The 13,196-nt window shown below is 62.0% G+C and carries 13 protein-coding genes; 1 reads left to right on the top strand and 12 read right to left on the bottom strand.

Annotated elements, in window-relative coordinates; all coding sequences use genetic code 11:
* Positions 1 to 105: 105 nt before the first annotated feature.
* On the bottom strand, positions 106 to 1,488 hold the full coding sequence (gene hemN / locus ACX1DW_RS05560; RefSeq protein WP_458992974.1) for an oxygen-independent coproporphyrinogen III oxidase: 1,383 nt from the start codon (positions 1,486 to 1,488) through the stop codon (positions 106 to 108).
* A gap of 203 nt (positions 1,489 to 1,691) precedes the next feature.
* On the opposite strand from hemN, the gene nadE reads away from it, so the two are divergent.
* The gene (nadE, locus tag ACX1DW_RS05565) at positions 1,692 to 2,516 is read left to right on the top strand and encodes an ammonia-dependent NAD(+) synthetase (protein WP_102841313.1); all 825 of its coding nucleotides are present in this window, start codon (positions 1,692 to 1,694) and stop codon (positions 2,514 to 2,516) included.
* A gap of 17 nt (positions 2,517 to 2,533) precedes the next feature.
* Here nadE and ACX1DW_RS05570 read toward each other — a convergent pair whose 3' ends face one another.
* From ACX1DW_RS05570 to ccoO (ACX1DW_RS05620), 11 genes are all read right to left on the bottom strand, one after another.
* A complete protein-coding gene (locus ACX1DW_RS05570) occupies positions 2,534 to 3,250 on the bottom strand; it encodes a sulfite exporter TauE/SafE family protein (protein ID WP_458992975.1) in 717 nt (238 codons plus the stop codon).
* A complete protein-coding gene (ccoS, locus tag ACX1DW_RS05575) occupies positions 3,243 to 3,455 on the bottom strand; it encodes a cbb3-type cytochrome oxidase assembly protein CcoS (RefSeq protein WP_063543407.1) in 213 nt (70 codons plus the stop codon). The genes ACX1DW_RS05570 and ccoS overlap by 8 nt, the downstream gene beginning before the upstream one ends.
* A 92-nt stretch (positions 3,456 to 3,547) precedes the next feature.
* Complete coding sequence (locus tag ACX1DW_RS05580) at positions 3,548 to 5,962, bottom strand: heavy metal translocating P-type ATPase (RefSeq protein ID WP_458992976.1); 2,415 nt, start codon at positions 5,960 to 5,962, stop codon at positions 3,548 to 3,550.
* A gap of 7 nt (positions 5,963 to 5,969) precedes the next feature.
* The gene (locus ACX1DW_RS05585) at positions 5,970 to 6,470 is read right to left on the bottom strand and encodes a FixH family protein (RefSeq protein WP_133456978.1); all 501 of its coding nucleotides are present in this window, start codon (positions 6,468 to 6,470) and stop codon (positions 5,970 to 5,972) included.
* Between the two features lie 12 nt (positions 6,471 to 6,482).
* Positions 6,483 to 7,895 (bottom strand): cytochrome c oxidase accessory protein CcoG, encoded by a 1,413-nt coding sequence (gene ccoG, locus ACX1DW_RS05590; protein WP_110777320.1) that lies wholly within the window; start codon positions 7,893 to 7,895, stop codon positions 6,483 to 6,485.
* A gap of 137 nt (positions 7,896 to 8,032) precedes the next feature.
* The gene (ccoP, locus tag ACX1DW_RS05595) at positions 8,033 to 8,950 is read right to left on the bottom strand and encodes a cytochrome-c oxidase, cbb3-type subunit III (protein WP_102841308.1); all 918 of its coding nucleotides are present in this window, start codon (positions 8,948 to 8,950) and stop codon (positions 8,033 to 8,035) included.
* Positions 8,951 to 9,136 (bottom strand): CcoQ/FixQ family Cbb3-type cytochrome c oxidase assembly chaperone, encoded by a 186-nt coding sequence (locus tag ACX1DW_RS05600; RefSeq protein ID WP_003301805.1) that lies wholly within the window; start codon positions 9,134 to 9,136, stop codon positions 8,951 to 8,953.
* Between the two features lie 6 nt (positions 9,137 to 9,142).
* On the bottom strand, positions 9,143 to 9,754 hold the full coding sequence (gene ccoO, locus ACX1DW_RS05605; protein WP_063543403.1) for a cytochrome-c oxidase, cbb3-type subunit II: 612 nt from the start codon (positions 9,752 to 9,754) through the stop codon (positions 9,143 to 9,145).
* A gap of 12 nt (positions 9,755 to 9,766) precedes the next feature.
* A complete protein-coding gene (ccoN, locus tag ACX1DW_RS05610) occupies positions 9,767 to 11,194 on the bottom strand; it encodes a cytochrome-c oxidase, cbb3-type subunit I (RefSeq protein ID WP_110777315.1) in 1,428 nt (475 codons plus the stop codon).
* Positions 11,195 to 11,546: 352 nt separating this feature from the next.
* Positions 11,547 to 12,482, bottom strand: coding sequence for a cytochrome-c oxidase, cbb3-type subunit III (gene ccoP, locus ACX1DW_RS05615; RefSeq protein WP_133456979.1), 936 nt, complete (start codon positions 12,480 to 12,482; stop codon positions 11,547 to 11,549).
* A gap of 92 nt (positions 12,483 to 12,574) precedes the next feature.
* Complete coding sequence (ccoO, locus tag ACX1DW_RS05620) at positions 12,575 to 13,186, bottom strand: cytochrome-c oxidase, cbb3-type subunit II (RefSeq protein WP_102841306.1); 612 nt, start codon at positions 13,184 to 13,186, stop codon at positions 12,575 to 12,577.
* Between the last annotated feature and the right edge of the window lie 10 nt (positions 13,187 to 13,196).

Raw genomic sequence — 13,196 nt, forward strand, 5'->3', positions numbered from 1 at the left:
TTCCTGGAAAACCGGGTTATAGCGCGCAAGGTTAACTCAGCTTGTCGACCATAGCCAATCGGCGCGAGGGTCGCAGGGGCTTCGAGACAGGTGGTTCTGGGAAGGCTAGATCAAGTGCGATTGGCCACGGACGGCGTCTTCGGGCAAGTAGTGATCGAACAGCATGCAGATGGAGCGAACCAGCAGGCGCCCGGCAGGCTGGATGATCAGGTGGCTGTGCGTCAGTTCGAGCAGCCCGTCCGCCGCCATTTGCTCGAGAATTGGCCAGGCTTCGGCGAAGTACGTCCTGAAGTCAATGCCATAGGCATGTTCGACAGCGGTGAAGGACAGTTCGAAGTCGCAGATCAGTGACTGAATGACGGCACGGCGGATGCGGTCGTCCTGGCTGCAGCGTAAACCTCTGGCTGTCGCTAATTGACCGAGATCCAGTTGATGCTGATAGTCGGCGATATCCGCGCTGTTCTGGCAGTACAGGTCGCCGATCTGGCTGATTGCCGATACGCCGAGACCAATCAGATCGCAGTGGCCATGGGTGGTGTAGCCCTGGAAGTTGCGCTGCAGGCTGCCGTCTTCCTGTGCCATTGCCAGCTCGTCGTCAGGCAGTGCGAAGTGATCCGCTCCGATGTAGCGGTATCCCGCATCGGTGAGCTGCTCGATGCTGCGCTCGAGCATGGTCAGTTTATCGGCCACGGACGGCAGGTCGGCCTGGTCGATACGTCGCTGTGGGGTGAATCGCTCGGGCTGGTGCACGTAGTTGAACAGGGACAGGCGATCCGGCTGCAGCTCGATTACGGCCTCGACCGTTCTGGCAAAGCGGTCCGGGGTCTGCAATGGCAGACCGTAGATCAGATCGATGTTCAGTGAGCGGTACTGTAACGTGCGGGCCGCATCGATGATGGTGCGGGTCTGTTCGAGGGTCTGCATGCGGTTAATCGCGCGCTGCACGTCAGGGTCCAGATCCTGGACGCCGATACTGAGGCGATTGAAGCCAAGTTCTCTGAGCAGACCGATGGTTGGCCAGTCCGCTTCGCGGGGATCGATTTCGATGCTGAAATCCCCGTGATCATCGTCCTGCAGATGGAAATGCTGGCGCAGGTGGCGCATCAGCCTTCGCAGTTCGTCATGACTGAGAAACGTGGGGGTACCGCCTCCGACGTGCAGCTGCTCGACGACCTGCTCCGCGCTCAGGTGGCAGGCGATCAGCTCGATCTCCTTTTCGAGACGCTCCAGGTAGGGGAGAGCACGGCCCCGGTCCTTGGTGATGACCTTGTTGCGACCGCAGTAGTAGCAGGCGTTGGCACAGAATGGCAGATGCACGTACAGCGACAGCGGATGCACGGCCAGGCGGCTGCTGCGCAGCGCGTGAAGGAGGTCGAAGGATCCGATCTTGTCGTTGAACTGGGCCGCTGTCGGATACGACGTATAACGCGGGCCAATCTGATCGTAACGACGGATCAGGTCGGCATCCCAGCGAATGGAGTCGAGCATGTGGTGTTTCCGGTCATGACAGCGGTCGCTGGATTCTAGGGGGAGCGCCTGGCACCGGACTTGACCTGTATCAAACTTGGTCTGACCCTAGCCAGCGGTACCAAATCGATGCCTCCGGGCGCGAAGATTCCGCCGCAGCCGTGGTCGGACATTACATCGAATCGTATTGATCAGCAGAGCCTCACAAGGCCAAGGAGAGTTTCATGCACAGCCGCCAGCAAGAAATTGCAGCTGCGCTCAACGTCTGCGCACCGTTTAGCGGGCCCGAGGCGATTCAGACCGAAATCGACCGACGCGTGGCCTTCATCCAGCGCTGTTTGCGTGAGTCTGGAATGAAGACGCTGGTGCTGGGCATCAGTGGCGGGGTCGACTCCACGACTGCCGGGTTGCTGGCCCAGCGCGCGGTCGAGGGCATGCGGGCGGCTGGCGAAGGAGATTACCGATTCATTGCGGTTCGTCTGCCTTACCAGGTCCAGCATGATGAGCATGAGGCGCAGCTCGCCGTGGACACGATCAAGCCGGACGAATGCCACACCGTCAACATCGGTACAGCTGTGCTTGGTCTGGCTGCAGCGACCGAGGCCCTCGAACCGCTGAGTCCCGAGCAGCGCGACTTCGTGCTGGGCAACACCAAGGCGCGCATGCGTATGGTCGCGCAGTACACCATTGCCAATGCCCGGCAAGGGCTGGTCATCGGGACCGATCATGCTGCGGAGGCGGTGATGGGCTTCTTCACCAAGTTTGGCGATGGCGCTTGTGATCTGACGCCGTTGGCGGGGTTGGTGAAGGATCAGGTGCGCCAGCTGGCCGGGGCTCTAGGTGCGCCGGAGCAGCTGGTTCACAAGGTGCCCACCGCTGATCTCGAGGAGCTGTCCCCAGGCAAGCCCGACGAAGCGGCACACGGCGTGACCTATCGCCATATCGACGACTTTCTGCAGGGCAAGCCAGTGCCAGAGGAAGCGGCGCGCATCATCGTCCAGACCTACGACAAGACGGCGCACAAGCGCCAGCTACCCAAGGAGCCTTGAGGCACACTGGCGATTGACTAATGCGAGTGGCTGCCATTCGACGCAGCCGAGCCATGCCCCATCAGCCACTGCTGATGCGGGCCGGGCATGGTCCAGATGCCGAACAGAATGACCATGATGCCCCCGGCGACACGTACTCCGCGCTTGCGCAGCAGCGTCGTCAAGCGTTCTGCGGCGAGGCCGGTGGCAAGCAGTACCGGCCAGGTGCCGATGCCGAACGCCAGCATCAGCATGGCACTGCCCAGCGCATCACCCTGGCTGGCCGACCACAACAATGTGCTATAGACCAGCCCGCACGGCAGCCAGCCCCAAAGCGCGCCCAGAATCAGGGCTCTGGAAACGCTGGTCACAGGCATCAGGCGACTGGCAACGGGCTGGATGTGCCGCCAGAGGCCGCGGCCGAGGGCCTCGACGCGAGTCAGCCCGCTCCACCAGCCAGCCAAGTACAACCCCATGCTGATCAGCAAAAGGGCAGCGATGACCCGCAGCGTCATTGCCGCGGGGCTCTTTGCCACGGCCCAGCCGGCCAGGCCGATGAGGAAGCCGGCAAGCGCATAGCTCAATACGCGGCCCAAGTTATACGCGATCAGCAGACGCAGACGCCGGGCGCGCTGCTCCGGCGGGATGGCCATGGTCAGGGCACCCATGAGGCCGCCGCACATGCCGAGACAGTGACCACCGCCGAGCAACCCAAGCACCCAGGCGGATAGCAGCAAGGGCGCCAGCTCATTCACCTTTGCGTTGCTCCTGCTGCTGCTCGTCGGTTTCCTGAGGGCCTCCGCTGGACGGCCGTTGCGGCTCTTCATCATCGAACAGGATGCTGTGTGCCGGTCCGTCCAGATCGTCGAACTGGCCGCTGTCCACCGCCCAGAAGAACACCCAGATTGCCAGAGCCACCAAGACCACTGCGACAGGGATCAGGATATACAAAGCCGCCATCGGGACCTCCATGCGCTGAAGCGAAAGCCTTCAGCGCGGAAAAAATGCGTGGCCAGTACCTCGCGTGCATCGAGGTGTCTGAGCCGCATGTGTCAGCCGAGCGCCTTGGGTAGGCGGGTCAGCCGAAGTGCGTTCAATACCACCAGCAGCGAGCTTGCCGACATGCCCAGTGCCGCCCAAAGCGGAGTGACCCAGCCTATCGCGGCGAACGGCAGGATCAGGCCATTGTACAGACTCGCCCAGACGAGGTTTTCGATGATGATGCGCCGGCTGCGGCGTGCAACCTCGAACGACTGCGCCAGGCTGCCAAGACGGTTCGAAAGCAGCACCGCGTCAGCGCTGGTCTTCGCCAGATCGGTAGCCGAGCCCATGGCAACACTGATATCGGCAGCGGCCAGAACTGGCACGTCGTTGACGCCATCACCGAGCATCAGCACCCGATGTCCTTGTGCCTGCAGTGCTTGCAGTCTGGCAAGCTTTGCCGCGGGGGTCAGGCCGCCCTCGGCCTGGTCGATGCCCAGCTCGGCAGCGATCTGGCCAACCATCGGTGAGCTGTCGCCGGAAAGCAGGAGCGTCTTCCAGCCACGACCCCGGCAGGCATCGAGCAGCGCTGGTGCGTCGTCACGCAGCCGGTCGTCCAGCACCAGCCAGGCGAGTGGCCCGTGGTCATCGCCGAGCAACAGCCATTGCCCCATTTCTCCGGGAATCGATGGGGGTGGATTACCGTAGCCTTCTGCCACGAAGCTCGGCTGGCCAATACGCAGCACGCGTCCGTCGACGCTGCCCACAAGGCCGAGGCCTGGCACGGTTTCGACCGACTCCGCTGGCAACGGCGCACGTCCGAAGGCGCGGGCGATCGGATGCTCGGAGCGGTTCTCGAGGGCGGCGGCCAGCGCCAGGCATGCATCGGCATCGAGGGCACCGAGGGGGTGTATGGCGCTGAGCGTGAGGCGCCCCTCGGTCAGGGTGCCGGTCTTGTCGAACACCACTGTGTCGATCTGATTGAGCCCCTCCAGGACGTGCCCGCGAGTCAACAGCAGGCCGAGCTTGTGAAGGGTTCCGGTTGCCGTGGTGAGGGCGGTAGGGGTCGCCAGCGACAGCGCGCATGGGCAGGTCGCCACCAGCAGCGCGAGAACGATCCAGAACGCCCGTTGCGGGTCGATCTGCCACCAGACCAGACCGACAACGGTAGCCACGACCAGGACCACCAGCAGGAACCACTGTGCAACCCGATCGGCCAGCTCTGCCAGTTTCGGTTTGTCCGCTTGTGCCCGCTCCAGCAGCCGGACGATGGCGGACAGGCGGGTGTCGTCTCCCAGCGCCTGGACTTCGATGGTCAACGGACCTTCCACATTCAGGGTGCCGGCAGTGACGGCATCGCCTGCACCTCGTGGCAGCGGCAGATACTCGCCAGTGAGCAGTGATTCATCGACGCTGGATTGACCGCTGACGATCGTGCCATCCGCTGGAATCAGTCCGCCAGGTTGCACCAGCACCTGATCGCCCAGTTGCAGTTCGCTGAGCAGAATACGGCTGCTATGGCCCTGCGCATCAAGCCTCAGGCACGAAGCCGGCAGCAGGTTGACCAGCTGCGCGGTGGCGGCTGCGGTCCGCTCGCGGGCCCTTCGCTCAAGATAGCGTCCAGCCAGCAGAAAGAGGGCGAACATGCCGACCGCATCGAAATAGAGTTCCCCCTGGCCGGTGATCGTCGACCAGATGCCTGCGACGTAGGCACCGCCGATGGCCAGCGACACGGAAACGTCCATGGTCAGATGACGGGTGCGTATGTCGCGCAGCGCCCCCTTGAAGAAGTCCGTGCAGCAGTAGAAGACTATAGGGGTCGTCAGCAGCAGGGCGGTCCAGCGCAGGGTGACGAAGAAGCTCTCCGACAGGTCGAGATTGAACTCGGGCCACGTCGCCATGGTGGCCATCATCACCTGCATCCACAGCAGACCGGCGACACCGAGCTGGCGCAGCGAGCGGCGATTCTCGTTAGCCAGGCGTTCAGCGGCCTCATCGGCGCGGTAGGGATGAGCGGCGTAGCCAATGCGACGAAGCTCGGCCAGCAGCTCGCTGAGCGGCAGCTCCGAGTCGCTCCAGCGCACGTTCAGTCGGTGGTTGGACAGGTTGAGGCTAGCCTCGGCAACGCCCCTGACGTTGCGCAGATGGCGCTCGATCAGCCAGCCACAGGCAGCGCAGCTGATGCCCTCGATCATCAGAAACGTGCTGGCCAGGTCGCCCTGGTGCTGGACAAATGGTTGTTGGACGTCCTGGCGATCGTACAGCGCCAGTTCTTCGCCGAGCTCCTGCGGAAGTGCCTGGGGATTGATCGCCGTACCGCTGCGGTGCTGGTAGTAGCTTTCCAGTCCGCCTTTGACGATGGCCTCAGCGACTGCCTGGCAACCCGGGCAGCATAAGGCCCGCGTCTCGCCCAGCAGGCGGGCCTGGAAGTGGCTGCCGGCCGGAACCGGCAGACCACAGTGGTAGCAGGGAGTAGGCGTTGCCATCTGTGGCTCAGGGCTTCAGTTCGAGCGCGCGGCCGGTTTCGATGGTTTTTTCCTCGTATAGACGCCAGTCCTGATCACCTTCGCGACCAAGCAGTTCGATGAAGCGTCGCCCGGTTACCGATTCCTGCATCTGCCCCTGATAAAAGCCGTCACCCTGCGGCTGCAGGATGATGCGGCGATCGCGCTCGGGTTGGGTTGGCGAGAGCAGGTTGAGAATAAGCTGTTGGGGGCGACTCGCGCCGCTGAGCTGCACTTCTGCCAGCCCGCGCTCGTCGTTGAGGACGAGGCGGGCGTGCATGTCCAGTCGCTCGGCCAGTTTCTCGCGTTCCAGCGACTGGTTGATGCCCTTGCCGGCATCGTAGTAATTGTCAGCGACAAGGGTATCGGCGTTGCGGATCGCGATGGTCAGCAGCGAAAGGCCGAGCACGACGGCGATCAGCAGGATCGCGATGACGAACCAGGCCCAGAACTGGGTATACCAACGCGTTTGTTCGTTGTCAGAGCGCATGTATTACCTTGCTTAGCGGATGCTCGGGCCGATGAAGCGGCTATCGGCATCGTCGTTAATCGATTCGTCGTCCGCCGAGCGGATATGGAAGACGATCTCGTTGGTGCTCGAGGGCAGCTTCTCGGGCGCGATGGACAGCTCGACCGGGATCGTGACCAGTTCGCCTGCCTCGGCGCGCACTTCGCTGCGCCCCTCATAGACCAGGCCGTCGAGGCCGGACGCTTCGATGACGAAGGTCTGCTCGCGCTGAGCCTTGTTCATCACCTTCAGGGTGTAGACGTTTTCGATGTTGCCCAGCTCGTTCTCACGGTAGAGGACGCGGTCCTTCAGAACATCCAGCTTCACCAGCGGCCGATCATACACGGCATAGGTGAACAGGCTCATCATCGCCAGCAGCGCGACCGCGTAGCCGATCAGGCGCGGACGCAGCAAGTGGGTCTTCTGTCCGGAGAGGTTGTGTTCGGTGGTGTAGCTGATCAGCCCGCGAGGGTAGTTCATCTTGTCCATGATGGCATCACAAGCATCGATGCAGGCCGCGCAGCCGATGCACTCGATCTGCAAGCCATCGCGGATATCGATGCCCGTCGGGCAGACCTGCACACACATGGTGCAATCGATGCAGTCGCCAAGACCCATCGCCTTGTAGTCGGCGTCCTTCTTGCGCGGGCCGCGTTTTTCACCGCGGCGCGGATCGTAGGAAACGATCAGCGTGTCCTTGTCGAACATCACGCTCTGGAAGCGAGCATAGGGACACATGTAGATACACACCTGCTCGCGCAGGTAGCCGGCGCTGCCGTAAGTGGCAAGGGTGAAAAAGCCGATCCAGAACGCCGCCCAGCCATTGACGTTGAGGGTGAGCAGATCGGGCACCAGCTGACGGATCGGCGTGAAATAGCCGACGAAGGTTATGGCGACCAGGATGCCGACACCCAGCCAGATCGCATGCTTGGCCAGCTTGCGGAAGAACTTGTTGGCGCTCATCGGCGCCTTGTCTAGCTTCATTCGCTGGTTACGATCACCCTCGGTGACCTTTTCGGCCCACATGAACACCCAGGTGAACACGCTTTGTGGGCAGGTGTAGCCGCACCAGACGCGGCCGGCGAACACGGTGATGAAGAACAGGCCGAAGGCGCAGATGATCAGCAGCCACGACAACAGCATGAAATCCTGGGGCCAGAACGTCGCCCCGAAGATATGGAATTTGCGGTCCGGCAGGTCCCACCAGACAGCCTGACGGCCGTTCCAGTTGAGCCACACGGTTCCAAAAAAGAGGACGAACAGTACGGCGCCGCCTACGCGTCGCAGGTTGCGGAATACACCGCTGAAGGCTCGGGTATAGATCTTTTCACGCGCGGCATAAAGGTCGGCTGACGCTTCAGCCTTGGACGGGGGGGTTACATCACGAACGGGGATCTGCTCAGTCATCGAGTGCGTACCACGGCGGAAGGTGGGTGTCCTGGCCGATACGTGCCGACCAGGATCATTTTTCTGTCCAGCTGCGAATGGTACGCCCGGAGCGTTGGGGTCAGGTGCGACAGGTCGTCACCCCCGACCCTTGTGGATCACTGCTCCGGTTGCTGCGACAGGCTGTAGACGTAGGCTGCCAGCAAGTGCACCTTGTCGTTGCCAAGGATTGCTTCCTGAGCCGGCATGCGGCCATTGCGACCGTAGCGCAGGGTCTGCTGGATCTGGGCGAAGCTGGAACCATACAACCAGACATTGTCGGTCAGATTCGGCGCGCCCATGGCTGCAACGCCCTTGGCTTCCGGTCCATGGCAGACTACACAGTTGGTGGCGAAGATTTTTTGACCCTGCTCAATGTCGACGCTGATACCCTCTGGGGTATCACGGCCGGAGAGGCTGCGAACATAGCCAGCCACGTTGCGAATGCCTTCTTCGCCGATCACGTCCTTCCACGCCGGCATTGCGGCCTGACGGCCGTGCAGGATGGTGGTCTTGATGGTTTCCGGCTCACCGCCCCACAGCCAGTCGTTGTCGGTCAGATTGGGGAAGCCATAGGCACCCTTGGCGTCGGAGCCGTGGCAGACCGAACAGTTCGAGGCGAACAGGCGGCCACCCATCTTCAACGCCTGGGGATCGGTGGCCACTTCTTCTACCGGCATGGCGGCGTACTTGGCATACAGCGGGCCGTACTGCTCCTCGGCCTTGTCCATTTCGCGCTGCCACTCCTTGACCTGCGTCCAGCCGCCCTCATAACCAGGCAGGACGCCTTTCCAGTTGCCCAGGCCGGGATACAGGGCGAGATAGCCGAGCGCGAAGATGACTGTGCCGACGAACAGCATGAACCACCAGCGCGGCAGCGGATTGTCGTATTCCTCGATGCCGTCATAGGAATGGCCGACGGTTTCTTCGGTGCTGTCGGGGCGCTGCCCCTTACGAGTTGCCAGTAGCAGCCAGACCAGCGCGGCAATGGTGCCGAGGCTCAGCAGGGTGACGTACCAACTCCAAAACGAGGTCATTTATTTCTTACTCCTGGAAGCTTCTTCATCACGCTTCTTGGCGTCGGTCTCGTCGTCCGCGAAGGGCAGGTTGGCGGCTTCGTCGAAGCTGTTCTTGCGTTTGCTGCTGTAAGCCCAGAGCACCACGCCGATGAAGGCGACGAATACCAGAATTGTGCCCAGGCCGCGAAGAGTCCCGATTTCCATCATGCGTTACCGTTTGTTGGTGAGTGCAGTGCCGAGTACCTGCAGATAGGCGACCATGGCGTCCATCTCGGTCTTGCCCTTGACGGCATCCCGGGCACCGGCGATGTCTTCGTCGGTGTAGGGCACGCCGAGGGTGCGCAGAGCGGTCATCTTCTTGGCAGTGTCCTTGCCGTCGAGGGTGTTCTCGACCAGCCACGGGTAGGACGGCATCTTCGACTCGGGCACGACGTTGCGCGGGTTGTACAGGTGCGCACGGTGCCAATCATCGGAGTAGCGGCCACCAACGCGGGCCAGGTCCGGACCGGTGCGCTTGGAGCCCCACAGGAACGGATGGTCGTAGACGCTTTCGCCGGCCACGGAGTAGTGGCCGTAGCGCTCGGTCTCGGCGCGGAACGGGCGCACCATCTGCGAATGGCAGCCGACGCAGCCTTCACGGATGTACAGGTCACGGCCTTCCAGTTGCAGCGCGGTGTAGGGCTTCATGCCCTCGACCGGCTCGTTGACGGCGTCCTGGAAGAACAGCGGAACGATCTGGGTCAGACCACCGATGCTCACCGCCAGGATCATGAACAGGGTCAGCAGACCGATGTTCTTTTCAAGTATTTCGTGGTTCTTCATCTATCCGTTTCCTCAAGCGATCTGCGCGGCAGCGTCGTACTGGGCTGGCTTGGCGACACGCACGGTGCGCCAGGTGTTGTAGGCCATCAGCAGCATGCCGGTGAGGAAGAAGGCACCGCCCACGGCGCGGACGATGAAGCCTGGGTGGCTGGCTTCCAGCGCTTCGACGAAGGAGTAGGTCAGCGTGCCGTCTTCGTTGATTGCGCGCCACATCAGGCCCTGGGTAATGCCGTTGACCCACATCGAGGCGATGTAGAGCACGGTGCCGATGGTGGCGAGCCAGAAGTGCGCATTGATCAGGCCGATGCTGTGCATCTGCTCGCGACCGAATACTTTCGGGATCAGGTGATACATGGAACCGATGGTGATCATCGCTACCCAGCCGAGGGCGCCGGCGTGTACGTGGCCGATGGTCCAGTCGGTGTAGTGGGAGAGGGCGTTGACGGTCTTGATCGCCATCATCGGACCTTCGAAGGTCGACATGCCGTAGAACGCCAGCGAGACCACCAGGAAGCGCAGGATCGGGTCGGTGCGCAGCTTATGCCAGGCGCCCGAGAGGGTCATCATGCCGTTGATCATGCCGCCCCAGCTCGGAGCCAGCAGGATGATCGACATCACCATGCCCAGGCTCTGCGCCCAATCCGGCAGCGCGGTGTAGTGCAGGTGGTGCGGGCCGGCCCAGATATAAAGGGTGATCAGCGCCCAGAAGTGGACGATCGACAGGCGATAGGAGTACACCGGACGCTCGGCCTGCTTCGGCACGAAGTAGTACATCATGCCCAGGAAGCCGGTGGTCAGGAAGAAGCCCACGGCGTTGTGGCCGTACCACCACTGGACCATGGCGTCGGTCGCACCGGAATAGATCGAGTAGGACTTGAACAGGCTTACCGGCATTTCCAGGTTGTTGACGATGTGCAGCATCGCCGTGACCAGAATGAAGGCGCCGAAGAACCAGTTACCCACATAGATGTGCTTGGCCTTGCGCTTCATGATGGTGCCGAAGAACACCAGCGCATAGCTGACCCAGACGATCGCCAGCAGAATGTCGATCGGCCACTCCAGTTCCGCGTATTCCTTGGAGCTGGTGTAGCCCAGCGGCAGGGTGATGACCGCCAGCACGATCACGGCTTGCCATCCCCAGAAGGTGAAAGCGGCGAGGCTGTCGGAGAACAGTCGCGCCTGGCAGGTGCGCTGGACGACATAGTAGGACGTGGCGAACAGCGCGCTACCACCAAAAGCGAAAATCACCGCGTTGGTGTGCAACGGTCGCAGGCGGCCGAAGCTGGTCCATGGTAGGTCGAAGTTGAGTGCGGGCCACACCAGCTGCGCGGCGATGAAGACACCCAGACCCATCCCAATGATTCCCCATACCACCGTCATGATGGCGAATTGGCGAACCACCTTATAGTTATAAGCAGTCTCACTTATTGCTGTGCTCATGCAAGGCTTCCACGCTAATGGCATTTTCGAAGGCAAAAACGGCGGCAAGTATGGAGAAAGCAGGGGGGCAATGCAAACGACGCCAAGGCTCCTTTTGCTCTCCAAACCCCTGATTTCAAGCGTTTTCCATGCTCTGCCAAGGGGCTTTTACGCGCCAGGCCGGCGCGCAGGAATGGTGACTTCGCCTTATGGTTCTAGGCAGGGCGGCGAGTCGAAAGCAAAGCTTAGGAGGGCAAGCGAAGAGGGGAAAGGGCGCTGGTCAGCTCGCGATGCGACAGATGGTCGCAGCGCTCGGGAACTTGCTTGGGAACAAGGTGGGAAGGGCGGTACGAGTGTACCGCCCTTTAATGACTCACTGCTTGGCGAGTTGTTCCGGTTTTTGCGACAGGCTGTAAACGTAGGCGGCGAGAAGGTGAACCTTGTCGTCACCCAGATACTGCTGCTGAGCAGGCATCTGGCCATTGCGACCATGGCGGATGGTCTGCTGCAGCTGGGTCAGGCTTGAGCCATAGATCCAGCCGGAAGCATGCTGCAGATTCGGCGCGCCCAGCGCCGCCATGCCTTCACCACCTTGGCCGTGGCAAACGGCGCAAGTCTGTGCATAGACCTCTTTGCCTTTGCCCAGATCGGCGTCGGTGCCCTCGGGCAGCGGCAGGCCGGCGAGCTCCTTGCGCACGAAGGCGGCGACGTTCTTCACGCCTTCTTCGCCAATGGCCTGGCCCCAGGCCGGCATCGCGGCGATACGGCCGTTCAGGATGGTGGTCTTGATCGAAGCCGCATCACCGCCCCAGCGCCAGTGGTCGTCGGCCAGGTTCGGGAAGCCCAGGGAGCCCTTGGCGTCGGAGCCATGGCAGATGGCGCAGTAGTTGGCGAACAGACGGGCACCCATTTTCACGGCCTGCGGGTCCTGTGCCACTTGCTCCACCGACATGGCAGCGTACTTGGCGAAGATCGGGCCGTACTTCTCGTCGGCTTGCGAGACTTCACGTTCCCACTGCTTCTCCTGAGTCCAGCCACCTTCGTAACCCGGCAGGACGCCCTTCCAGTTGCCCAGGCCCGGGTAGAGCACGAGGTAAAGGATGCCGAACACCAGGGTGCCGATGAACAGCAGGAACCACCAGCGGGGCAGCGGGTTGTCGTATTCCTCGATGCCGTCGAAGGCATGACCCATCGTCTGGTCCGTGGTGCCGGCGGACTCGCCCTTGCGGGTGGCGAAGATCAGCCAGAACAGAGCGACGATGGTGCCCAGCGTCAGCAGGGCGATGTATCCACTCCAGAAAGTGCTCATGTGCTACTCCTGGACAGCCCGAGCAACTCTGGCTGTCCGCGATTGAAGTCCCTGACGGCTGGTGTGACAGCCGTCATTTTTCTAGGCTGTGATTAGCGCTTGTTGGTCAGAGCCGTACCCAGTACCTGCAGATAGGCGACCATGGCGTCCATCTCGGTCTTGCCCTTGACGGCATCCCGGGCACCGGCGATGTCTTCGTCGGTGTAGGGCACGCCGAGGGTGCGCAGAGCGGTCATCTTCTTGGCGGTGTCCTTGCCGTCGAGGGTGTTCTCGACCAGCCATGGGTAGGACGGCATCTTCGACTCGGGTACGACGTTGCGCGGGTTGTACAGATGCGCACGGTGCCAGTCGTCGGAGTAGCGGCCGCCAACGCGGGCCAGGTCCGGACCGGTGCGCTTGGAGCCCCACAGGAACGGATGGTCGTAGACGCTTTCGCCGGCCACGGAGTAGTGGCCGTAGCGCTCGGTCTCGGCGCGGAACGGGCGCACCATCTGCGAATGGCAACCGACGCAGCCTTCCTTGATGTAAATGTCACGGCCTTCCAGCTGCAGCGCGGTGTAGGGCTTCATGCCTTCGACCGGCTCGTTGACGGCGTCCTGGAAGAACAGCGGGACGATCTGGGTCAGGCCACCGATGCTCACCGCCAGGATCATGAACAGGGCCAGCAGGCCGACGTTCTTTTCTAGTTTCTCGTGCGATTTCATTTACCTAGGC

The organism is Stutzerimonas sp. KH-1 (assembly GCF_054483855.1).